Origin of the sequence: Allosphingosinicella deserti (genome assembly GCF_003012735.1) — a bacterium.
Classification (GTDB): Bacteria; Pseudomonadota; Alphaproteobacteria; order Sphingomonadales; family Sphingomonadaceae; genus Allosphingosinicella; species Allosphingosinicella deserti.
Genome location: NZ_PXYI01000002.1, coordinates 319,538 through 341,344 on the forward strand (window position 1 = coordinate 319,538; position 21,807 = coordinate 341,344).

Annotated in this window: 26 protein-coding genes; 19 read left to right on the plus strand and 7 right to left on the minus strand. The window is 66.9% G+C overall.

Annotated features, from left to right (window positions below; all coding sequences use genetic code 11):
• Positions 1 to 77: 77 nt before the first annotated feature.
• Positions 78 to 1,247, minus strand: a complete 1,170-nt coding sequence (locus tag C7I55_RS05775; RefSeq protein WP_233222071.1) for a Yip1 family protein — start codon at positions 1,245 to 1,247, stop codon at positions 78 to 80.
• Between the two features lie 231 nt (positions 1,248 to 1,478).
• Between C7I55_RS05775 and C7I55_RS05780 the strand changes: the two genes are divergently transcribed.
• A complete protein-coding gene (locus C7I55_RS05780; RefSeq protein ID WP_106511952.1) occupies positions 1,479 to 3,065 on the plus strand; it encodes a Na+/H+ antiporter in 1,587 nt (528 codons plus the stop codon).
• A gap of 18 nt (positions 3,066 to 3,083) precedes the next feature.
• Here C7I55_RS05780 and C7I55_RS05785 read toward each other — a convergent pair whose 3' ends face one another.
• The 4 genes from C7I55_RS05785 to C7I55_RS05800 are packed head-to-tail and all read right to left on the minus strand — an operon-like array spanning position 3,084 to position 5,874.
• On the minus strand, positions 3,084 to 3,434 hold the full coding sequence (locus tag C7I55_RS05785) for a YbaN family protein (RefSeq protein ID WP_106511953.1): 351 nt from the start codon (positions 3,432 to 3,434) through the stop codon (positions 3,084 to 3,086).
• A gap of 45 nt (positions 3,435 to 3,479) precedes the next feature.
• Positions 3,480 to 4,166 (minus strand): 2,3-diphosphoglycerate-dependent phosphoglycerate mutase, encoded by a 687-nt coding sequence (gene gpmA / locus C7I55_RS05790; RefSeq protein ID WP_106511954.1) that lies wholly within the window; start codon positions 4,164 to 4,166, stop codon positions 3,480 to 3,482.
• A complete protein-coding gene (locus C7I55_RS05795) occupies positions 4,166 to 5,299 on the minus strand; it encodes a M14 family metallopeptidase (protein ID WP_106511955.1) in 1,134 nt (377 codons plus the stop codon). The genes gpmA and C7I55_RS05795 overlap by 1 nt, the downstream gene beginning before the upstream one ends.
• The gene (locus C7I55_RS05800; RefSeq protein ID WP_106511956.1) at positions 5,296 to 5,874 is read right to left on the minus strand and encodes a DUF4136 domain-containing protein; all 579 of its coding nucleotides are present in this window, start codon (positions 5,872 to 5,874) and stop codon (positions 5,296 to 5,298) included. The genes C7I55_RS05795 and C7I55_RS05800 overlap by 4 nt, the downstream gene beginning before the upstream one ends.
• A 97-nt stretch (positions 5,875 to 5,971) precedes the next feature.
• Between C7I55_RS05800 and galE the strand changes: the two genes are divergently transcribed.
• The 5 genes from galE to C7I55_RS05825 all read left to right on the plus strand — a co-directional run bounded on the left by galE (position 5,972) and on the right by C7I55_RS05825 (position 9,646).
• A complete protein-coding gene (gene galE, locus C7I55_RS05805; RefSeq protein WP_106511957.1) occupies positions 5,972 to 6,976 on the plus strand; it encodes a UDP-glucose 4-epimerase GalE in 1,005 nt (334 codons plus the stop codon).
• A gap of 139 nt (positions 6,977 to 7,115) precedes the next feature.
• A complete protein-coding gene (gene ykgO / locus C7I55_RS05810) occupies positions 7,116 to 7,241 on the plus strand; it encodes a type B 50S ribosomal protein L36 (RefSeq protein ID WP_006833921.1) in 126 nt (41 codons plus the stop codon).
• Positions 7,242 to 7,313: 72 nt separating this feature from the next.
• Positions 7,314 to 7,973, plus strand: coding sequence for an HAD family hydrolase (locus C7I55_RS05815; protein ID WP_233222072.1), 660 nt, complete (start codon positions 7,314 to 7,316; stop codon positions 7,971 to 7,973).
• Between the two features lie 33 nt (positions 7,974 to 8,006).
• Entirely contained in the window at positions 8,007 to 8,771 is a 765-nt protein-coding gene (locus tag C7I55_RS05820; protein WP_106511958.1) for a histidine phosphatase family protein, read from the plus strand.
• On the plus strand, positions 8,768 to 9,646 hold the full coding sequence (locus C7I55_RS05825) for an NAD(P)H-hydrate dehydratase (protein WP_106511959.1): 879 nt from the start codon (positions 8,768 to 8,770) through the stop codon (positions 9,644 to 9,646). The genes C7I55_RS05820 and C7I55_RS05825 overlap by 4 nt, the downstream gene beginning before the upstream one ends.
• Before the next feature lie 104 nt (positions 9,647 to 9,750).
• On the opposite strand, the gene pyk is transcribed toward C7I55_RS05825, so the two are convergent.
• Positions 9,751 to 11,250, minus strand: coding sequence for a pyruvate kinase (pyk, locus tag C7I55_RS05830; protein ID WP_106512443.1), 1,500 nt, complete (start codon positions 11,248 to 11,250; stop codon positions 9,751 to 9,753).
• Between the two features lie 124 nt (positions 11,251 to 11,374).
• Between pyk and C7I55_RS05835 the strand changes: the two genes are divergently transcribed.
• The 13 genes from C7I55_RS05835 (at position 11,375) to pal (ending at position 20,815) form a co-directional block, all read left to right on the plus strand.
• The gene (locus C7I55_RS05835; RefSeq protein ID WP_106511960.1) at positions 11,375 to 11,617 is read left to right on the plus strand and encodes a DUF2312 domain-containing protein; all 243 of its coding nucleotides are present in this window, start codon (positions 11,375 to 11,377) and stop codon (positions 11,615 to 11,617) included.
• A gap of 135 nt (positions 11,618 to 11,752) precedes the next feature.
• A complete protein-coding gene (locus tag C7I55_RS05840) occupies positions 11,753 to 12,496 on the plus strand; it encodes a YebC/PmpR family DNA-binding transcriptional regulator (RefSeq protein WP_106511961.1) in 744 nt (247 codons plus the stop codon).
• A 148-nt stretch (positions 12,497 to 12,644) separates the two neighbouring features.
• Positions 12,645 to 13,142: a crossover junction endodeoxyribonuclease RuvC gene (gene ruvC, locus C7I55_RS05845; RefSeq protein ID WP_106511962.1), complete on the plus strand. Its 498-nt coding sequence runs from the start codon at positions 12,645 to 12,647 to the stop codon at positions 13,140 to 13,142.
• The gene (gene ruvA / locus C7I55_RS05850; RefSeq protein WP_106511963.1) at positions 13,139 to 13,741 is read left to right on the plus strand and encodes a Holliday junction branch migration protein RuvA; all 603 of its coding nucleotides are present in this window, start codon (positions 13,139 to 13,141) and stop codon (positions 13,739 to 13,741) included. Before ruvC ends, ruvA begins: the two co-directional genes overlap by 4 nt.
• The gene (locus C7I55_RS05855) at positions 13,738 to 14,085 is read left to right on the plus strand and encodes a hypothetical protein (RefSeq protein ID WP_106511964.1); all 348 of its coding nucleotides are present in this window, start codon (positions 13,738 to 13,740) and stop codon (positions 14,083 to 14,085) included. Before ruvA ends, C7I55_RS05855 begins: the two co-directional genes overlap by 4 nt.
• On the plus strand, positions 14,082 to 15,104 hold the full coding sequence (gene ruvB, locus C7I55_RS05860; protein WP_106511965.1) for a Holliday junction branch migration DNA helicase RuvB: 1,023 nt from the start codon (positions 14,082 to 14,084) through the stop codon (positions 15,102 to 15,104). The genes C7I55_RS05855 and ruvB overlap by 4 nt, the downstream gene beginning before the upstream one ends.
• Positions 15,105 to 15,121: 17 nt before the next feature.
• A complete protein-coding gene (locus C7I55_RS05865) occupies positions 15,122 to 16,309 on the plus strand; it encodes a DUF3089 domain-containing protein (RefSeq protein ID WP_106511966.1) in 1,188 nt (395 codons plus the stop codon).
• 79 nt (positions 16,310 to 16,388) lie between these two features.
• Entirely contained in the window at positions 16,389 to 16,841 is a 453-nt protein-coding gene (locus tag C7I55_RS05870) for a YbgC/FadM family acyl-CoA thioesterase (RefSeq protein ID WP_106511967.1), read from the plus strand.
• 2 nt (positions 16,842 to 16,843) lie between these two features.
• Complete coding sequence (tolQ, locus tag C7I55_RS05875; protein ID WP_408640584.1) at positions 16,844 to 17,533, plus strand: protein TolQ; 690 nt, start codon at positions 16,844 to 16,846, stop codon at positions 17,531 to 17,533.
• Positions 17,534 to 17,535: 2 nt separating this feature from the next.
• A complete protein-coding gene (locus C7I55_RS05880) occupies positions 17,536 to 17,979 on the plus strand; it encodes an ExbD/TolR family protein (protein WP_106511968.1) in 444 nt (147 codons plus the stop codon).
• Positions 17,979 to 18,926, plus strand: coding sequence for an energy transducer TonB (locus C7I55_RS05885; protein ID WP_106511969.1), 948 nt, complete (start codon positions 17,979 to 17,981; stop codon positions 18,924 to 18,926). The genes C7I55_RS05880 and C7I55_RS05885 overlap by 1 nt, the downstream gene beginning before the upstream one ends.
• Entirely contained in the window at positions 18,923 to 20,257 is a 1,335-nt protein-coding gene (tolB, locus tag C7I55_RS05890) for a Tol-Pal system beta propeller repeat protein TolB (RefSeq protein ID WP_106511970.1), read from the plus strand. Before C7I55_RS05885 ends, tolB begins: the two co-directional genes overlap by 4 nt.
• Positions 20,258 to 20,278: 21 nt before the next feature.
• Positions 20,279 to 20,815, plus strand: coding sequence for a peptidoglycan-associated lipoprotein Pal (pal, locus tag C7I55_RS05895; RefSeq protein WP_106511971.1), 537 nt, complete (start codon positions 20,279 to 20,281; stop codon positions 20,813 to 20,815).
• A gap of 109 nt (positions 20,816 to 20,924) precedes the next feature.
• On the opposite strand, the gene C7I55_RS05900 is transcribed toward pal, so the two are convergent.
• Entirely contained in the window at positions 20,925 to 21,770 is an 846-nt protein-coding gene (locus C7I55_RS05900) for a S1/P1 nuclease (RefSeq protein WP_106512445.1), read from the minus strand.
• Positions 21,771 to 21,807 lie beyond the last annotated feature (37 nt).

A 21,807-nucleotide genomic window follows, 5' to 3' on the forward strand; every position in this document is an offset into this window, starting at 1 on the left:
ACTTGCTGGAGGGGGTGGGGGGCCTTCTCCGTTCCTGAAGCGCTAGGCATTCACCGGGTCTTGAGACCCTTCGGATCCTATTTCGCCAGCGCTTCCAGCCGCGCCAGATCGACGCTTTCCACCATCGCCTTCAGCGTCGCGGGATCCGGAGCGTTGCCGTTGGCCTCTACCGTGAAGCGGCCTCCGACGATCACGCTGTAGCGGCCGTTCTTGCCTTCATTGTCCCAGCTTTCTGTGATCATCCGCCCATCGACGGTGTTCACCCGCTCGTAGCCGGTCTCGGTCGTCTCCTCGCGCTGGACGTTCATCGCCGCAGCCATGGAGGTGAGACCGCTCATCGCCGCCATGTCGACGACCGACAGCGTGACCGTGTCGGTGCCCGACGTGAATCGCGCCTCCGCCTGCGATCCGCCGATGCCGCCCGCGGCCGCGCTGCTGCTCTCTGTGCCGCTGCGCGTCCATCCCGCGACCGAGGCGGGCAGCAGGGCGGCGAGCTTGTCCGCCGCGATCGCCGGCGGTGGACCCTGCTCGGCTTTCTTGGCTGCCTCCTCGAGCTTGCCGAGATCGACCGACCCAAGCCCCGGAACGGTGGCAGTGCCGCTGACGCTGCCGCGGTCTGCAAGGGCCGCCGGACCGGCGCCGACCAAACCTCCGACGCTGAGTGCGATCATGCCGCCGACCAGTGAGAGCACGAGCGTACAGACGATGGTGACGATCGTATATCCTGCCGCCTTCTCCTGCGGGGCGCCCATCAGGCGCGGCAGGCCGAGATAGAGCAGATAGAAACTGTACAGGCTCAGCAGCAGGCCGATCATCGCCAGCATCGGCACAATCTGGAAGATCCCGCCGACGTAGCTCGCCGTCATTGCAAAGGCCGCGACCTTCAGCGCCTGAATCTTGTTCTTCGTGCCGCCGAAACTCGGCGCCAGCGCGTTGATGATCAGGCTGATCAGGAACAGGCTGACGATCGACAGGACATAGCCGATGACCGCCGTGGACACCGCTGAGACGATGCCGGGACGGATCGTCCCGACCAGCGGAATGGTGATACCGAAGACGAGCTGGCCGATGGCGCCCGCAACGGGTCCGATCGCCGCCAGCGGCAGCACCCATCCGGTCAGGATTCCGCCCGTCGACATCGGCTCGGCATCGATCCGTGGCCATTCTTCCTTGGGCGTCGTGATGATGCGCTTGATCCGGGCGATCATGCCCGGCTGAAGCGGCTTGTCGTCGAACTCCGTAGCCATCTTGTCCCCCTGTCGTGATACGATGTGAAACCCGTTCCGCTCTTAGCCAAGCTTATCACGCAGCGTCGATCCCAGTCGTTCTTTTCGTCCATTTGCATCCGGGGATCGTCCAGGTCGGTGACCGGGCCGCCGGAAGCACCGGCACGCGATGATGAAAAATCGTAGGCCGCCGCCGCGCGCCGCGATAACGAAGACTGGGCCGCCGTCCTGCGGCCAGGGGAAGGGGGACGCATGCATCCTGTCGAGACGTTCGAACTGGTCCTCGTCCTGCTCGCCGCCGTGGTCGCGCTGCACTGGGCGGCGGTGCGGCTGTGTCTGCCACCATCGGCCGCCTTGCTGGTCGGCGGCGGTGCGCTCGCCTTCCTGCCGGGCCTGCCGCAGATCGCGCTCGATCCGGAACTGGCGCTCGTCTTGTTCCTGCCGCCGCTGCTGTGGGACGGCGCCTATTTCACCGCCTTCGGCCGTTTCCGTCGGCACCTGCCCGGAATCCTCTCGCTGGCCGTCGGGGCGGTTTTGTTCACCACCCTCGTCGTCGGTGTCGTCGTTCACTGGCTGCTCCCGCAGCTTCCATGGGCAGCCTGTTTCGCACTCGGCGCGATCGTGTCGCCGCCGGATGCGGTGTCGGCCCGCGCGGTGCTTCAGCGCGTAACGTTGCCGCGGCGACTGCAGGCGCTGCTCGAGGGCGAGAGCCTGCTCAACGACGCCACCGGCCTGGTGCTCTTCCGTTTCGCGGTCGCGGCGACCCTCAGCGGGATGTTCGACGCCGGCGCCGCGGCGGGCAGCTTCGTTCTGCTCGCGATCGGCGGCGCGGCGATCGGGATCGGCGTCGGTTTCGCGGGAATCTTCGTCGTCCGCCGTATGCGCGACCAGACACTGGTCGTCGCCACTTCCACCATGCTCTGCTGGGCCGCTTATCTCGCGGGGGAGGCGCTCCACGTCTCCGGCGTGATTGCCACCGTTGCCGCCGGCCTGTTGTTCGGCTGGTGGCAGCACGTCATCCTGCCGGCGCGGGTGCGACTGCAGGGCAGCGCCTTCTGGCGCATCCTGGTATTCTCGCTGGAAGCGCTCGTGTTCATCCTGATCGGCTTTTCGCTCCGCGGCGTGCTCGATCGGATCGGTGGAGTCGAGGCGGTGCTCACCACCTTCGCGCTTCCCATTCTAGGCGTCGTCCTGGCGGTGATATTCGCGCGCTTCGTCTGGGTGTTCGGCAGCGATCTGTTGCTGTCGGCGCTGCACCGGCTCGGGCTCGACCGCGCGCGGCCGCTCGGCTGGCGCCAGGCGAGCGTGCTCGGCTGGACCGGGATGCGCGGCGTCGTCACCCTGGCGGTGGCGCTGACCTTGCCGGCGGCGATGCCCGGGCGCGACCTGATGCTGGTCGCCGCCTTCGCGGTGATCCTGGTGACGGTCATCGTCCAGGGTGGAAGCCTCGGCGCCCTGATCCGACTCGTCCGGCCGGTCGACAGCGATCCGCCGCCGCCGATGGGCCTCGCTTCTTCCGAAGCCCGCGTCGCCAATGCCAAGCGCGAGGCGGTCGAGGCGCTTGCTTATGATGGCGACGGCACCCTCATCCACCCGCAATTGCTCGATTCCTACCGCAAGCGCGCGGCCGCAACCGAGCGATACGCCGACGATGCCGACGCGTTCATGGAAGGGATCCAGTCCCATTTCGAGGTCATGCTCGCCGCCGTCGCCGCCGGCCGAGCCGAGCTCATCCGCCTCCACCGCCGAGGCGAGATCGAGGATGACGTGCTCCACAATCTCGAACGCGATCTAGATCTCGAGGAGATGGGCATCATCTTCCAGCGCGGCGATGATTGAGAGGATCGCGCGATTGGCTCAGGCCTCCGGCCGGGTCCACACCCAGCTGCCGCCGATCAGCGCCGCCGCGACCGGGGCAAGCATCCATGGCCAGGGCGCAAAAGCGAGGCCAAGCGCCGCGCTGACGGCGAATGCGGCGATCGCCGCCTGCTTGCCGCGGCGGCTGATGGCGCCGCGCTCGCGCCAGGCCCGGATGTGCGGGCCGAAGCGCGGATGCCGGAGCAATCGTGCTTCGAACGGCGGGTGGCCCCTGCCGAAGCAATAAGCGGCGAGAAGGACGAACGGCACCGTCGGGAGCAGCGGCAGCACCGCACCGGCGATGGCGAGGCCGAGTGAGATGAAGCCGAGGAGGAGCCAGAACAGACGCACTCCGCCTCGCTCCTCAGGTTCAGGCGTCGACCAGCGGGCAGCCGCTCAGCGTTCGCGCAGATAGTAGCGGTCGGTGGCGGCGAGACTGTCGTCGAGCTCGTAGACGATCGGTTGCCCGGTCGGGATCTCGAGGGAGGCGATCTCCTCGTCCGAAATCCCCGAAAGATGTTTGACCAGGGCGCGCAGCGAATTGCCGTGGGCGGAGATCAGCACCCGCTGGCCGCCTTGCAGCGCCGGTCCGATCCGCGCCCGCCAATAAGGCAGCACCCGCGCGATCGTGTCCTTGAGGCTCTCGGTCGCCGGAACGTCGATGCCGGCATAGCGGCGATCGTTCGACAGATCATATTCACTGCCCGGCTCGATCGGAGGCGGCGGGATGTCGAACGAACGGCGCCAGATATGGACCTGCTCGTCGCCATGTCTGGCCGCCGTCTCGGCCTTGTCGAGGCCGGTGAGGCCGCCATAATGGCGCTCGTTCAGACGCCAGTCCTTCTCGACCGGCAACCACAGACGGCCCATTTCCTCAAGCGCGAGGTTCAGCGTCTTGATTGCCCGGGTCTGCAGGCTGGTGAAGCAGAGGTCGAAATCCAGCCCCCTGTCCTTCATCAGCCGGCCGGCGTCGCGCGCCTCTTCGACACCCTTTTCGGTGACGTCGACGTCCCACCAGCCGGTGAAACGATTTTCCAGATTCCAGGCCGATTGGCCGTGGCGAATGAGTACGAGTGTTGGCATCAGCGCTTCCGGTAAGGGAGTTCGTCGAGGATTGCGTAGAGCCCGTCGATGCACGCGCGGGCGAGCAGGCGACAACGGTCGGGCGACCAGCCGTAGACCGGATCGGGCAGATCCGCATTGTCCTTGAACGGCATTTCGAGGGTCATCGAAACCGCCCCGAACCGTTCCGCCAGCTGGGCCGTCGACATCGACATGTTGGCCTGGCCCGGCTTGGTGATCTCATAGCCCTGCTTGGTCTGGAAATCCGGGGTGATCTGGACCAGCTCTTCGCTGAACCGGTCGAACAGCCCCTGCTGGCGCTCGTTCCAGCTTGGAATGCCCTCGAAGCCGGCGAGGAAATTGTTCGGGATCGCCTCGTCGCCATGCACGTCCATGGCGAAATCGACTCCGGTTCGGTCCATCTCGCCGAGCACGTAGAGCACTTCGGGGCTGCGCTCGGCTGACGGCGCGTGCCATTCGCGATTGAGATTGGTGCCGGCAGCGTTGGTCCTGAGATGGCCGCGGCGGGTCCCGTCCGGGTTCATGTTGGGGATGATGTGGAAGGTCGCACGCTCGCGCAGACGACGCGAGACCGGATCCGAATCATCGAGCAGGCGCTCGATCGCCCCCTCCATCCACCATTCGGCCATCGATTCGCCGGGGTGCTGACGGGCATAATACCAGATTTGCAGCGGCCCCTCGCCGATCGACAGATAGTCGATCTCCTGTCCGTCCAGGCTCTGGCCAAGCGAGCGGTAGCGCACCGCCGGGTGGGCCATGGCGGTGGCGACGAGATCGTGGTGCATCTCCATCGTGAACGGCGCGAAATAGGCGAACCAGACGCTGTTCGCCTCCGCAGTCACCCGGATCGTCAGGATGCCGTCGGCGTAATCGGTGTCGACGCGCTGCCAGTCCTCGCGATCATAGGACATGCAGGCGCGGTAATTCTCCCAGCCGAGCGGATAGGCGGCGTCGGCGCAGTTGAGGATACGAAGCTCCACCGCCTCGCCGGCGGCGCCAGTCAGCCGGAAATAGAACCATTGATAGAAATCGGATTGGTGGTCCTTGGCGATCTCAAGGTCCACGCGGTTGCCGTCGATGGCGACCAGGCGAATGTTGCCGCCGTCGAAGGCGCTCGAAATGGAGAAGGTCATCGAATCCTGATAGTGCGGCCGGACTCGCCGGGGAAGTCCTGAAACAATGCCGGGGCGAGGCGGCCGACGGCGGCGACAGGGGCGGCTTCGGCCGATCCGGCTTGTGCTTCGGCTACGGCCCGGCCTTCCCAGAAGACGGTTGCGTCGGAGCGCCGGCGCAGCCCAACTTCGAGCAGGGTCGCGGTCATCCCCGCCGAACTTCCCGATGCCGCCGGCGGCGCGATGCCGCGGCCGATCCGCGCGGCCGTCAACGCTGCGATCGATTCGCGGCTGCCCTGCTCTACGTCGATCAGCGCAATCTGCTCGGACGTGCCGCCTGCCGGCGCCACCGTCCAGCCGAGGCGGGTCAGCTCCCGCGCCACCGCCGCCGCAACGGCCGGATATTCGGGGCGGCTCGCATCGGCGCGGTCGAACGGCTCGATCGCGATCTGCGCCTTGGCGATCGTCGCCTGGCCGAGGTGGAAGCGGGCAACGTCGACACCGTCGGGAACGGGGCGGTCGCTGCCGCGGGAGGCGCAAGCCGATACGGCGAGGGCGAGCAAGATCGCACCCCCGCGCAGAAAAGCTGTTTTCATCAATGCACCTCCTGGGTTAGCGGCGCGTTTCGTACAGACCTGTAACGATCGCTCAGCGCTTTCCTAGCTGAACTGTTCCCCGGGGGAAAAGATGGACATGAACGGATCGAAACCGACGGTGCTCGTGACGGGCGGCGCCGGCTATATCGGAAGCCACGCAGTGCTTGCCCTTCTCGACGCCGGCTGGCCGGTGGTCGTCATCGACAATCTCACCACCGGCTTCGAATGGGCGGTGCCGAAAGGCGTCGTGTTCGCGCGCGGCGACATTGCCGATCAGGATCTGGTCGCGCGGCTCATCGCCGAGCACGGCATCCGGGCGATCATCCATTTCGCCGGATCGATCATCGTCCCCGAATCGGTCGAGAACCCACTCAAATATTATGAGAACAATACGGTGAAGAGCCGCGCCCTGATCGAGAGCGCGGTGAAGGGCGGAGTGAAGCACTTCATCTTCTCGTCCACCGCGGCGACCTACGGCATCCCCGAATCGGTGCCGATCCGCGAATCGGCCCGTACCCAGCCGATCAATCCCTATGGCTGGTCGAAGCTGATGACCGAACGCATGCTCGCCGATGTCGCCTTTGCCCACCCGATCAACTTCTGCGCATTGCGCTATTTCAACGTTGCCGGCGCCGATCCCAAGGGGCGCTCGGGCCAGTCGACCGCAGGCGCCACCCATCTGATCAAGGTCGCGGTCGAGGCGGCGATCGGCAAGCGCAGCCACGTCGCCGTGTACGGCACCGACTACGACACGCCCGACGGCACCGGCGTGCGCGATTACATCCACGTCAGCGATCTTGCTGCCGCCCATGTGGATGCGCTCGAGAAGCTGATCGAGGATCCGGAATCCAGCCACATCATGAATTGCGGCTACGGCCGCGGCTTCTCGGTGCTCGAAGTGCTCGATGCCGTCGACAGGGTGACCAATCTCACCATCGAGCGCAAGCTCGAGCCGCGCCGTGCCGGCGATCCCGGCAGCCTCGTCGCCGACAACGGCAAGATCGTCGAGACCCTGCCATGGCGGCCGAGGCTCGACGATCTCGAGACGATTGTTCGGGACGCACTCGCCTGGGAGCGCAAGCTCGCGGAGCGCCGCGGCTGAAGCGGGGAGAGGCTCCGCGCTTCTCCGCGAAAGCCGTTTGGAGCCTCTCCCGGCTTGACTTATCCGGCGGCCGCCCATAGGGGAGCGCCTCGATTTTCCACCATTTTTGAACTCGAAAGAATAGGCAGGTCGTTCGGCCATGAAGATCCGCAACTCGCTGAAGTCCCTCAAGTCGCGTCACCGCGACTGCCGCGTGATCCGTCGCCGGGGCCGCACCTACGTCATCAACAAGACGAACCGCCGCTTCAAGGCGCGCCAGGGCTAAGCCTCTCGCGCTCCGCGCGGTGACGCCCGCCCGTGTGACGCGGCGGGCGTTGTCATGTGCGGGGCACAAGGCTTGGTCCTGCAGGTTCGCTTCGGCTCGATGACGCGCGACTCCGCACCCGCAAATCGCCCGACCGCCGTCGTCTTCGACGTCGGCAACGTCCTCTACGGCTGGGATCCGGAAAGCTTCCTCGCGCGGCAATTGCCCGAGGATGAGGCGCGCCTGCGCTTCATCGAGGATGTCGGCCTTTGGGAATGGCATGACAGCTTGGACGGCGGCCGCGACTTCCAGGAAGCGGCGGCCGAGCTCAGCGGCAAGTTCCCCGAATATGCGCATCTGATCTCCGCCTGGGGCGAACGCTTCGGCGAAACGATCAGCGACCCGGTCGAGGGCGTGCACGAGATCGTCGGGGAACTCGACGAGCGCGGTATACCGCTGTTCGCGATCACCAATTTTTCGGCCGATTTCTGGGCTCCGTTCCACGCCAAGGAACAAGCCTTCTTCCGCCGCTTCCGCGACATCGTCGTGTCGGGCGCCGAGAAGGTGATGAAGCCGGATCCGGCAATTTACTTCCTCGCGCTCGATCGGTTCGGGCTGCGTCCTGACCAGGCCCTCTTCGTCGACGACCGTCTGATCAACGTCGACGGCGCGATCGCCGTTGGCATGCACGCCCACCTCTTCACCAGCGCCGAGGATCTCCGCCGCCGGCTGGAGCACGAAGGCCTGATCTGAACCTTTCGGCCGGTTCGGGCTTTTGATGTCCCGATGAGGCAAAGATGGCCATCCCGAATCTGGCTGGTGCGGCACGGACAGAGCGCCGGCAATGTCGCGCGCGACGCTGCCGACGCCGCCGGTCTTCCCGTCATCGATCTCGCACTGCGCGACGTCGACGTGCCGCTCAGCGATCTCGGCCGGGAGCAGGCGCGGGCGCTTGGCGAATGGTTCTCCAGGCTCCCGGAGAGTGAGAAGCCGCAGGTCGTCCTCTCCTCGCCCTATGTCCGCGCGCAGGAGACCGCCCGGGCGATCTGTGCCGCCAAGGGCGTGACCCAAGATGCCAAGCCCCTGGTTATCGACGAGCGGCTCCGCGAACGCGAATTCGGCATCCTCGACGGTCTGACGACGATCGGCGTTCGCGAGAAATATCCGGATCAGGCGGAGCATCGTGCCTTGCTCGGCAAATTCTATCACCGCCCGCCCGGCGGGGAGAGCTGGGCCGACGTCATCCTGCGCCTGCGCAGTGCGCTTGACACGATCAGCCTCCATTATGCCGACAAGAGAGTGCTGATCGCCTGTCACCAGGTCGTCGTGCTCTGCTTCCGCTACATCCTCGAGGAAATGACTGAGGCGGACGTGATCGGCATCAGCCGGGAGAGCAATGTGCTCAATTGCGGTATCTGCGAATATGAATTCCAGCCGGACGATGATGCCCTCTGCGCACCCAAGCTCGTTCGCTACAATCACGCCGCCCCGCTGATCGAGGAGAAAGCGCCGCTCACCGCCGAACCCGAGGCGATCGTCGGCGTCCGATGAGCCAACCGGAGACTCTCGACCGGGATCTGCTCCGACGCTTCCCGCTGCCGCACCACCCGGACGACGGCGACAAGGAGGAGCGCGGCCGTGTGCTCGTCATCGCGGGCAGCCGCGAGCTTGCCGGCGCCGCCTATCTCGCGGGCATCGGCGGACTCCGTGCTGGCGCAGGCAAGCTCCAGATCGCCACCGCCGCGAGCATCGCCGTCCACCTCGGCATTGCGATCCCCGAAGCGCGCGTGATCGGCATGGAAGAAACCGAAGAGGGCTGCCTCGCGCCGAGCGGCATCGACTCCCTGCTCGGCTGGGCCGAAGGCGCCCAGGCGATCATGATCGGCTGCGGCCTTCAGCACGGGCCGCCGCTCGATGCCCTGCTCGACGCTTTGCTCGGTGCCCGCCTCGATCGTCCGATCATCCTCGACGCCGCCGTGCTCGGCTCGCTTGCCCCGCGCGCCGAAGCGCTGCGGGCCTGGCCCGGCGGCGCGGTCGTGCTGCCGCATGCCCGGGAGATGGCACGGCTGCTCGAATGCGATCCGGAAGAGGTCGAGGCCGATCCACGCGCCGCCGCAAGAACCGCGGCCGAGCGGTTCAACGTCGTCGCGCTGGTCAAGGGACAGTTCAGCCATATCGCCCATCCTGACGGCCGCTCGTTCCGCTTCCGGGGCGGCGGAGTCGGTCTCGCGACCTCAGGCTCCGGCGACACTCTTGCCGGAATCGTCGGCGGCCTCGCCGCCCGCGGCGCCGATCCGCTCACCGCCGCTTTGTGGGGCGTCTATCTGCACGGCGAAGCCGGCCGGGTGCTCGCCAACGAGGTCGGCCGGATCGGCTTCCTCGCCCGGGAATTGCTGGATCAGATCCCGAAGCTGCTCGAGAGCTGATAAAAGGCGCTCCTCACCAGACACCGTCCCCCGAACGGCTTTCGCTCACTCGGCTCCCGACACGCGGCTCTCGCCCGAACGGCTTTTGCCGACGGCGCGCGCGCTTACTCTGCAGGGCGTCTGCCCTCGCCGCTGCGATACCGGTCGAGCTCGTCACCGACCAGGCGGACGATGTGGATGACGTTGGTCGACCCCGGGGTGCCGAACGGAACGCCGGCCGTGATGATGATTCGCTGGCCACCTTTGGCGATGCCGTGACGGAGTGCCATGCGCTTGGCCTTGGCGATCATTTCCTCGAAGCTGGCGACATCGCGGGTGCGCACCGCATGCGCGCCCCACAACAGGCCGAGGCGGCGCGCGGTCTTCTCCGACGGGGTGAGCACCAGCATCGGCACGGCTGGCCGCTCGCGCGACAGGCGGCGGGCGGTGGAGCCCGACGAAGTGAAGCAGACGATCGCTGCCGCGCTGACCGTGTCGACCATCGTGTTCACCGCATGCGCGATCGCGTCTGCGGTGGTCGATTCGGGCAAGGTCTCGGTGAAGTGGACGCGGGCGGAATAGCTCGGATCCGCTTCGACGGTAGTGCCGATCCGGTCCATGATCGTCACCGCCTCGATCGGGAAGGATCCCGATGCGCTTTCCGCCGACAGCATCACCGCGTCGGCGCCGTCATAAACGGCGGTCGCGACGTCCGAGACTTCGGCACGGGTCGGCGACGGCGAGGTGATCATCGATTCTAGCATCTGCGTCGCGACCACCACGGGGCGGCCGAGCCGGCGCGCGGCCTCGACGATCCGTTTCTGGAATGGCGGTACTTGCTCGGGCGGCAACTCGACGCCGAGATCGCCGCGCGCGACCATGACGGCGTCCGCGAGCTCGAGAATGCCTTCCAGCCGCTCGATTGCGGCGGGCTTCTCGATCTTGGCGAGCAAAGCCGCTTTGCCGGCGATCAGCCGGCGCGCTTCGGCGACGTCCTCGGGCCGCTGGACGAACGACAAGGCGATCCAGTCGACGCCCTGTTCGAGCGCGAACACCAGGTCCGCGCGATCCTTCTCGGTCAGCGCCGCCAGCGGCAGCACGACGTCGGGAACGTTGAGGCCCTTATTGTTGGAAATGCGACCGCCGACTTCGACCACCGCTTCGATTCGGTCCGGCGTCGCGCTGACGACGCGCTGGACGATCTTGCCGTCGTCAATCAGCAACCGGGTGCCGGGCTCGACCCCCTGGAAGATTTCCTTGTGCGGCAGATTGGCGCGGGTGGCGTCGCCGGGTGTCTCGTCGCGGTCGAAGACGAAGGTCTGACCGTTCTCCAGCATCGCGCCGCCGTCGACGAAGCGGCCGACCCGCAGCTTCGGTCCCTGGAGATCGGCGAGGATCGTGGTGGGACGATCGAGCTCCTTCTCGAGCGCGCGGATCGTCTCGATTCGGCGGAGGTGATCCTCATGGTTGCCGTGGCTCATGTTGAGCCGGAACGCATCGACGCCCGCCTCTGCAAGCTTGCGGATCATCTCCGGCGAGTCGCTCGCCGGCCCGATCGTGGCGAGGATACGGACCTTGCGGGTCCGCGGGGTGAATTTGCTCGGGGTCGTTTCGCTGTTCGGCATCGGCCCGGCCAATAACCACTCTTGTGGGCGTTTCAACCCGCCGTGATCGTGCAATCCCCGTCTTGAGCGCAGGCGCGGCTGCGCTTAGACGGCCGCTTCATCTCATTCCATCGGGGTAGGGCACATGGCAGAAGGTACGGTTGCGGCCGAAGAACTGAGGCTGCTCATCGAGCGCATCGAGCGTCTCGAAGAGGAAAAGAAGGCGATCGCGGACGACGTCAAGGACGTCTATCTCGAAGCCAAGTCGCGCGGCTACGACACCAAGACGATGCGGACGATCATTCGTCTGCGTAAGATGGAAGCGCATGCCCGCCAGGAAGCGGACGCGCTGCTCGAAACCTACAAGGCGGCGCTCGGCATCGAATAAGCGCCCTCCCGGGGGGAAGGAAAGGGCCGGCGAGCGGAGACGTTCGCCGGCCCTTTGCGCAGGCATTGCGCGCCGCACCTCCCGTCCTCTAGAGAGCGGGCACATTTCCATTCCTAGCGAAGGTGAGTTTCGGCGATGGCCGGCCACAGCAAGTACAAGAACATCATGCACCGCAAGGGCGCGCAGGACAAAAAGCGCTCGGCGATGTTTTCGAAGCTCTCGCGCGAAATCACCGTCGCGGCGAAGATGGGCACGCCCGATCCGGCGATGAACCCGCGGCTGCGCGCGGCAGTGCTCGCCGCCAAGGCGCAGTCGATGCCCAAGGACAATATCCAGCGTGCGATCGAGAAGGCGTCAGGCGGCGACGCCGAGAATTACGAGGATGTGCGCTACGAGGGCTTCGGCCCGGGCGGCGTGTCGCTGATCGTCGAGGCGCTCACCGACAATCGCAACCGCACCGCCACCAACGTGCGAACCAGCTTTTCCAAGAATGGCGGCAATCTCGGCGCGTCGGGCTCGGTCAGCCACGGCTTCGACCGCCTCGGCCTGATCACCTATCCGGCAACCGCCGGCAGCGCCGACGCGGTGCTCGAGGCGGCGATCGAGGCCGGTGCCGAAGATGTCGAATCGGACGAGGACGGCCACCAGATCTGGACCGCTCAGGAAAGCCTGCATGAAGTCGCCAAGGCGCTCGAGGCGGCGCTCGGCGAAGCCGAAAGCACCAAGCTCGCCTGGCGCCCGCAGACCCCGGTCGACGTCGATTTCGACGATGCCGGCCAGCTCTTCAAGCTGATCGACGCGCTCGAGGAGGACGACGATATCCAGACCGTCTGGGGCAATTACGAAGTCTCCGACGAAGTGATGGAGAAGTTGGGGTAGCGCCAGGTCTCGGGGTTCCAGATCCTCCCCGGCATGGGGAGGGTTTATAATCGCTTCACGCGCGAACTCTCCGAGGGCATCATTCGAAGATGGCGACCACCACCCTCTCGATTTCCTACGACGCAGCGGACCAACTGGAACGCCGCGCATGATCATTCTCGGTCTCGACCCCGGGCTCGGCTGCACCGGCTGGGGGGTGATCCGCGCCGAGGGCAATCGGCTCAGCCATGTCGCCAACGGACATGTCCGAACCGATGCCAAGTCGGCGCTGCCGGCGCGGCTGACCAGTCTCTATGAATCGCTGCTCGCGATCCTCGATGCGCACCATCCCCAGGCGGCGGCCGTGGAAGAGGTGTTCGTCAACGACAATCCGCAATCCACGCTCAAGCTCGGCCAGGCCCGCGGCGTGATCCTGCTCGCGGCGGCGCGGAACGGGCTCGGCGTGGGCGAATATGCGCCGCGGCTTGTCAAGAAAGCTGTGGTCGGCACCGGCGGCGCCGACAAGGTCCAAGTCCATGCAATGGTCGGGCGGCTGCTGCCGGGTGTGAAGATCGCTGGGGCCGATGCCGCCGACGCGCTCGCGGTCGCGATCACTCACGCTCACCATCTCGCCAGCGCCCGCGCGCTCGGGAGCCACGCCGCATGATCGCCAAGCTTCGCGGCCAGCTCGACAGCTTCACCGCCGATCATGCGGTGATCGACGTCAATGGCGTCGGCTATCTCGTCTTCGCCTCCTCGCGCACCCTTTCCGCATTGGGCGCGATCGGCAGCGATGTCGTCGTGCACACCGAGATGCAGGTCTCGGAGGACGATATTCGCCTGATCGGCTTCGCCACGGGCGAGGAGCGCGACTGGTTCCGCCTGCTCACCTCTGTCCAGGGGGTCGGCACTCGGGTCGCGCTCGCTCTGCTCTCCGCGCTCACTGGCGACGAGATCCACCGTGCGATCGCCAGTGGCGACCACCGTATGCTCGGCCGCGCCAACGGTGTCGGTCCGAAGCTGGCGCAGCGCATTGCCCATGAGTTGAAGGACAAGGCCGGCGGAGTCGTGCTCGGTGCCGGGGTGCCGGGCGTCGCCCCGCCGCCGCCAGGCAGCGTCAGCGCCGACGCCGTCTCGGCCCTGTCCAATCTCGGCTTTCGCCCGGCCGAAGCCGCGTCCGCGGTCGCCAAGGCGGAGGCTGAACTCGGGCCCGGGCCGACCCTCGACGCGCTGGTTCGCACCGCGCTCAAGAAGGCGGCGAAATGAGCGATCGCGGGTTCTGGACAACCTATCGGCGAGGCGTCGCTGTTGCTTTGGTGTTCTGGCTTTCGAGTGCAGGAGGGATGATCTGGCTGTTCTGCGCCCTCACGCAAGGCGGAAGCGTCCCGCTTTGGCCGGTCCTTCCTCTTCTGATCGTCGCCGGCATTACCGGAGCCATGGTGAGTCCCAGCGACGCGATCCCCAACGGTCCTCCTTACTGTCCCACATGCGGTAAGTCGGTCTTCCATGCCTTCGGGATTGAAAGCATCGGATTGGGCGCGGCGCCGATGTGGCCGGAAAAGGACTGTTCGCAGTGCGGCTATGATCTCACGGAGCCTCGCAGCGCATGAGCGACGACGAACGCCTGCTGAGCGGCAACCGCAAGCCCGAGGACATCGACGTCGCGCTGCGGCCGAAGACGCTCGACGAGTTCGTCGGGCAGAAAGCGGCCCGCGAGAATCTTCGGGTGTTCATCCAGGCGGCGAAGAGCCGCGGCGATGCGCTCGATCATGTGCTCTTCTTCGGTCCCCCAGGGCTCGGCAAGACCACGCTCGCCCAGATCATCGCCCGCGAGCTCGGCGTCGGCTTCCGCGCCACCTCGGGCCCGGTGATCGCGAAATCGGGCGATCTCGCGGCCTTGCTGACCAATCTCGAAGATGGCGACGTGCTGTTCATCGACGAGATCCACCGGATGAGCCCCGCCGTCGAGGAAGTCCTCTATCCGGCCATGGAGGATCGCGCGCTCGATCTGATGATCGGGGAAGGGCCCTCGGCGCGATCGGTACGGATTGATCTGCCGCGCTTCACCTTGGTCGGCGCGACGACGCGGCAGGGCCTCATCACCACGCCGCTGCGGGATCGCTTCGGCATTCCTGTGCGGCTGCAATTCTACACGGTCGAGGAGTTGGAGCAGGTCGTCGGCCGCGCCGCGCGGCTGCTCGATCTGCCGCTGACACAGGACGGCGCCCACGAAGTCGCACGGCGCTCGCGCGGCACGCCGCGGATCGCGGGCCGGCTGCTGCGGCGGGTGCGCGATTTCGCCCATGCGGCGGGCGCGGAGCAGGTCGATGCCAGAGCCGCCGATCTCGCGCTCAACCGCATGGAGGTCGATCAGCTCGGCCTCGACGCGATGGACCGGCGCTATCTCCACATGATCGCCGACATCTACAAGGGCGGTCCGGTCGGCGTGGAGACGCTCGCCGCCGGCCTGTCCGAGCCGCGCGACACGATCGAGGAAGTGATCGAGCCCTACCTTATCCAGCTGGGTTTGGTAGCGCGTACGGCCCGGGGCCGGTGCCTGACCGGGCGAGCGTGGACGCACCTCGGCCTGACCCCGCCGCGCACGGCGCAGGACGGATTGTTCGACTGACGAAAGGAATGCGGTCCATGAGGTTCATCATCGCGGCCGCAGCCGCGCTCGCGGCGGGCACGCCGCTTTCAGCCCAACCGGCTGCAACGCCGGTCTCGGCGCAACCCGCGCCCGCCGCAGCCGCGGCACCCGATTATGGCAAAGACGCGGCCTGGCTCTGCCTGCCGGGCGCAAGCGATGCTTGTTCGCGGCCGCTCGGCACCGCCGCACTGAACCCCAACGGCTACGGCTCGGTCGGCCAGGTCGTGCCCGCCAAGGATCCGCCCGTCGATTGCTTCTACGTCTACCCGACGGTGTCGCGCGATCCGGGGTTGAGCAGCGATCTCTCTCCCGGGCCCGAGGAAGCCGCCGCCGCGCTGACCCAGCTGGCCCGCTTCGGCACCGTCTGCCGAACGTTCGCGCCGCTCTATCGGCAGGCGACGCTCGCCTCCATCCCGCGCGCCCTTGCCGGGGAGAACGTGCAGCCCGCCTTCGCGCTCGCTTACGGCGACGTGCTTGCCGCCTGGCGCGAGTTCCTTGCCCGCCGCAACCAGGGCCGGCCGTTCGTGCTGATCGGTCACAGCCAGGGATCGATCCTGCTGTCGAAACTGGTGGCCGAGGAAATCGACGGCAAGCCGATCAGCAGGAAGATGCTCTCGGCCATGCTGCTCGGCTGGACGGTCGAGGTCCCGCAGGGCAAGACGGTGGGCGGTACGTTCAAGGCGACGCCGCTCTGCACCCGCTCCGGAGAGACCGGCTGCGTCATCACCTACATGTCGTTCCGCGCCGACGCGCCGCCGCCGGCTGGAGCGCTGTTCGGGCGTGCGCCGCGGCCCGGCATGACCGCCGGCTGCACCAACCCGGCCGCGCTCGCGGGCGGAAGCGCGCCGCTTGATTCCTACTGGTTCACGATGGAGTCGCCGCGGCCCGGCGGCCAGGCAATCGCCTGGTCGCGCGAGGGCGCTCCGCCGACGCCGTTCCTGCGCACCGAGGGGCTGGTCAGCGCGGCCTGCGTCCATGACGGCCAGGCGGGCTATCTGGCGGTCACCGTCAATGCCGATCCCGCCGACGCCCGCACCGATACGATCCCCGGCGACATCTACATGCTCGGCAAGATCAACCCGGGCTGGGGGCTGCACCGGATCGACGTCAACGTCGCGCAAGGCGATCTCATCCGCCTCGTCGAAGCCCAGACGAGCGCGCTCGGCAGCAGGAGGGCCGACTAGCCGCGCGAAGCGCATTTTCGTTCATCGGGGCCGTTAACCCTTTCGCCTGCGTGCGCGGGTGGTTAGAGCCGCCGGGGTGATGATCGGAGAGAGCTTGCGCCCGGCCGAAGGCAGGTTCGAGGGGGGGACCCATTATTTTCCCCTGCGCGTCTACTTCGAGGACACGGACGTTGCCGGCATCGTCTACTACGCCAATTATCTGAGGTTCATGGAGCGCGCGCGGTCGGACCTGCTGCGCGCCCTGGACGTCGATCAACGCGCGACCCTGGAGGCGGGTGAAGGCGTCTATGCCGTCGCCGACGTCTCGATACGCTACAAGCGGCCGGCCAAGCTCGGTGACGATCTTCTGATCGTTACCGAGCTCAAGGAGATCCGGGCGGCGAGCGTGCTCATTCATCAACGAGTCATGCGCGCGGACGAATTGCTCACCGACGCATTGGTGACGGCTGCCTTCCTCAGCCTGGAAGGCCGTCCCAAGCGCCAGCCGCGTGCGTGGGTCGAACGGTTCGAGCGGTTGCAAGGAGAGGTTTGAGAGTGGCCAATGTCGAACTGGCGGGCAGCGCGGTGTCGCCCGTCGCCCTGTTTCTTCAAGCGGACATCATCGTCAAGTCGGTGATGATCGGTCTTTTGCTCGCCAGTCTGTGGACTTGGGCGATCATCATCGGTCATTGGTTGAAGGTTCGCCGTCTCTCGTCCGAGAGCGAGCGGTTCGAGAAGGAATTCTGGAAGGCCGACGACATCGATCGCTTCTACGAACAGCGCGGCAAGGCCGATATTCCGAGCGCCAAGGTGTTCGCGGCCGGAATCGCCGAATGGCGGCGCTCCACTGCCGGCACCAAGGTCGACCGCGAAGGCACCCGCGCACGCCTTGCCGTCGCGATGCACTCCGCCGTCGGCGCCGAGGTCGATCGCATCGCCAGCCGGCTCAACATCCTCGCCACGGTCGGTTCGGTGGCGCCGTTCGTCGGGCTGTTCGGTACCGTGTGGGGCATCATGCGCAGCTTCACGTCGATTGCCGGCGCCAACAACACCAGCCTGGCGGTGGTCGCCCCCGGCATCGCCGAGGCCCTGTTCGCGACTGCGCTCGGTCTGTTCGCGGCAATTCCCGCCGTGATCGCCTACAACCGCATGACCTACGGCGTGAATCGGATCGAGGCGCGGCTGCAGCGTTTCGCCGACGGCTTCCACGGCACGCTCAGCCGTGAGCTGGACCAAGAGGGCTGAGCATGGCGATGGGCCCCATCCATAGCGGCGGCCAGCGCGGGCGGCGGACTCCGATGGCGGAGATCAATGTCACGCCGATGGTCGACGTGATGCTGGTGCTGCTGATCATCTTCATGGTCACCGCGCCATTGCTCGTCGCCGGCGTTCCGGTCGACATGCCCGAAAGCAAGGCGGGGGCGCTCGATCAGGAGCAGGAGCCGATCTCCATTTCGCTCGATCCCGCTGGCGCGATCTTCATCGGCGATCAGGAAGTGCCGGCCGAGGAGCTCGGCGCCCGGCTCGCGACCCTCGCCGGCAATTCGAAAGAGGAAGGCGGCCCCCGCGTGTTTCTCCGCGCCGACCGTGGGCTCGATTACGGCCGGGTGATGTCGGTGATGGGCGAGATCAACGCCGCAGGCCTCCGTAAGGTCGCGCTGGTCAGCGTCGCGTCGGGCGAAGGGCAGTAATGGATCGGGCGGAAGCAACCGGCTTCGGCATTGCCTTCGCGGGGCACGCCGCCCTGCTGGCGGTGCTCGCGTTCGGCCTTGCCACCGCCAAGATCCCGAAGCCGCAGGCCGATCCGATCGAAGTGTCGTTCGTCGACGAGGTTGCGCTGGAAAGCCAGTCGCCGACGCCGACCGCCGAAGCGCCGGCGCCCCTGCTCGCCGAGGAGGAAGGCCCCGCGGAGCCCTCCGCGCCCGCCCCCATGCCGGAGCCGACACCCGCGCCCCCGGTCGAGCCGCAGCCACAGCCGCGGGTCGAGCCGCGGCCTCTGCCGCCGGCGCCGACGCCGACGCCGCGGCCCACCCCGAAGCCGACACCACCCTCGAGGCCGGTGCCGCGCCCGCAGCCCAAGGCCCAGCCACCCAGGCCGGCACAGCCGGCGCAGCCAAAAGCGTCTCAGCCCAAAGCGGCCCCGAAAGCCGCTGCGCAGAAAGCGCCGCAGCGGCCGACCCCGAAAGCCGGGAGTGGCAGCGGCGGTGCCCAGCAAAAGGCGGCGCCCAACGCACGACCGACCGGCCGCCTGAGCGGGCTGTTGAACGGAATCAGCGACAGGCCCTCCGAGAGCCGCTCGACCACTCCGCCGGCAGCAAAGGCGGGGCCTGCAGTGCAGGCGTCTCTTCAGCGCGCGGTTCGAGACCAACTGCGGCCGTATTGGAAATCGCCGACGGGAGCCGATGCCGACCAGCTTCGCACCTTGGTGACTGTGCGGCTCTCGCGCACCGGCGCCGTGCTCGACGTCGGCGACGTGCAGACCACCGGGATTACGCCGAGCAACCGTGCTCAGGTGAAGCTGCACCAGGAGCAGGCGGTCCGTGCCGTACGGCTTGCCGCCCCCTTCAAGCTTCCGGCAGAATATTACGACGCCTGGAAAGTGATCAGGCCCGCATTCGACAAGAGGCTCTCGCAATGAAGACCGCACGCTCCCTGCTCGCCGGCCTTACCGCCGCCTTGGTCGCAACCGGCGCGGCCGCCCAGGATACGCCGCTTAGCGTCGACGTGACCGACACCAGCGCCGAGGACATGACCATTGCCGTGCCGGTGATGCCGACCCCGGCAGTGGCCAATACCGTGGCGGGCACTACCGAGGCGCTGGGGCGTCAGGTCGCCGAAGTCGTTGCCGGCGATTTGTCGCGCAGCGGCCTGTTCAGGCCGGTCGGGCCGAACGGCGTTCGCGCGGTCAGCTTCCCGGAAGTAACCGCCCCCGCTTATGACGCTTGGACTGCCAGCGGCGCCGCGGCCCTGGTCCAGGGCTTCGTCCGCGCCAATGCCGACGGGCAGCTGACCGTCGGCTGCTATCTGTACGATGTCGCGCTGAAATCGGAGCTTACCCGTCAGGGCTATGTCGTCGCGCCGCGCGACTGGCGCCGCGCCGCCCACAAGTGCGCCGATGCGATCTACGCCCGCCTTTCCGGTGAGAGCCCGTTCTTCGACAGCCGCATCGCCTACATTGCCGAGAGCGGGCCCAAGAACCGCCGGATCAAGCGGCTCGCGATCATGGATTCGGATGGCGCCAACCACCGCTTCCTGACCAATGGTCAGTCGACCGTGCTGACGCCGCGTTTCTCGCCCGATTACAAGCAGATCGTCTATCTCAGCTATATCGAGAACCGGCCGCGCATCTACGTTTACGACATCGGCACCGGCCGCCAGCGCGTGGTGACGGAGAGCGCCAATCAGACGTTCGCGCCGCGCTTCTCGCCAGATGGGCGCTGGATCCTCTATTCGATGGCGGTTGGCGGCAACACCGACATCTATCGCATATCGGCCAATGGCGGCCAGCCGCAGCGGCTGACCAACACGCCGGGGATCGACGTCGGCGGCAGCTATTCGCCCGACGGATCGAAGATCGTCTTCGAAAGCGATCGTTCGGGCAAGCAGCAGCTCTACGTGATGGATTCCGACGGTTCCAACCAGCGCCGGATCAGCTTCGGCGGCGGATCCTATGCGACCCCCGAATGGAGCCCGCGCGGCGACCTCGTCGCCTTTACCAAGATCGCCGGCAATTTCCGGGTCGGCGTGATGACTCCGGATGGCGGCGGCGAGCGCCTGCTGACCAACAGCTGGCAGGACGAGGCACCGACCTGGTCGCCGAACGGCCGGGTTATCCAGTTCTTCCGCACCAGCCAGGGACGCAGCGGTGGCTCGAGCGTCTGGCAGGTCGATCTCACCGGCGTCAACGAACGCCGCATCCCGACCCCGCTGGAAGGCTCGGACCCCACCTGGGGACCGCTGCTTCCGTAAGATCAACGCAAGGAGAAGACGATGAACTCAGCCAGCCTCAAGATCGTCGCGATCGCCGCGGCGCTCGCAATGACCGCCGGCTGCGGCAAGAAGGCGCCGAAGGAGCTTCCGCCTGCCCCGGTCTCCGACGGCACCGGTGCCGATGCCGGCACTGGCGATCCCAATGGCGGCGTCGGCGATGCCGTCGTGCCCGGCTCCCAGGCCGATTTCGTTCGCACCGTCGGCCAGGGCCGCGACCGCATCCTGTTCGAGACCGACAGCTATTCGGTCGACGCCGAGGATCGCGCCGTACTCGACGCGCAGGCTGCCTGGCTGCAGGCCAATCCGAACGTCCGCGTGACCATCGAGGGGCATGCCGACGAACGCGGCACCCGCGAATATAATCTCGCACTCGGCGAACGCCGGGCGAATTCCGCCGCCGCCTATCTGCAGAGCCGCGGCATCTCGGCGAGCCGGATGAACGTGATCAGCTGGGGCAAGGAACGCCCGGAATCGCTCGGCTCAGACGACAGCGCCTGGGCCCAGAACCGCCGCGCGGTGACGGTGGTCCCGCAATAAGACGGTTCCTCTCCCCTTCAGGGGAGAGGCTAGGAGAGGGGGCAGTCGGTGCGAGACTCACGTTCGAGATTCTCCCAGACTCACCCTCTCCCCGGTGAGGAGAGGGTGATCAGGACAGCGCCTCGTCGAGCAACCGTGCGAGCCTGATTCCGCCACGCGCGATCCGCGCCCGAACAACCGGGATCAGCCGCCGGGTCGTCGCCTCGTCCACGGTCGGCCGACCGGTCGGTGTCGGGCCGCACGGATCCGCCATCAGCGTGCCATAGGCGAATTCCCGCGCCGCCTCCCAATTCTCGCGGCTCCAATCCTCAACCGTTCCGGCCGCGATCGCCGGCCGCTCCGCCGTCGGCACTTCGGCGATCAGCGCCGCCGGACCGCCGGGCGGGTTGGAGATCCCGCGGTCGGCGAGATAGCCATCCCAGATCGTGTGGAGGTTGGTGCGCCCCGCGATCACGCCGTAATTGGCGCCGAAGCGGTTGCCGCCGAGATCGGCCTTGTCGCCGGCGTGGAGCGGCATGTGCAGATCGCCGACGAAATGGGCGAGGAAGGCGAGCGCCATCACCCGCTCCCGCACCGGCAGGCTCTCGTCTGCGAGCAGCTTGGCGTTGCGGGTGATCTGGGCGGAGACGCAATTGCCGTCGGCGCAAGGCGCCTTGAGGTCGAACGGCTTGCAGATGTCGACATTCTGGTAATGCCACGACGAGGAGTAGCTGAAGCGCTCCTTCAGCCCTTTCGCGCAGTCCGGCCAGTAAGCCGCATCCTCGATGGTGCGGATCGGGCAGGTTGGCGTCTCGAGGGTGCGGGAATGCGCGATCAGCCTATCGATCTTCGCGCGGGTTCCGGGCTTGGCCAGCATGTAGCCGATCCGGCCGACGCTGTGATGGCCATATTCCCACCATGCAGCGGCAGGAGAGGCGGCGAGCAGGAGGGCGAGAGAGACAAGGAGACGCTTCAACATTCGTCGGATACTCATACGCTGCGGCACGCCGCCC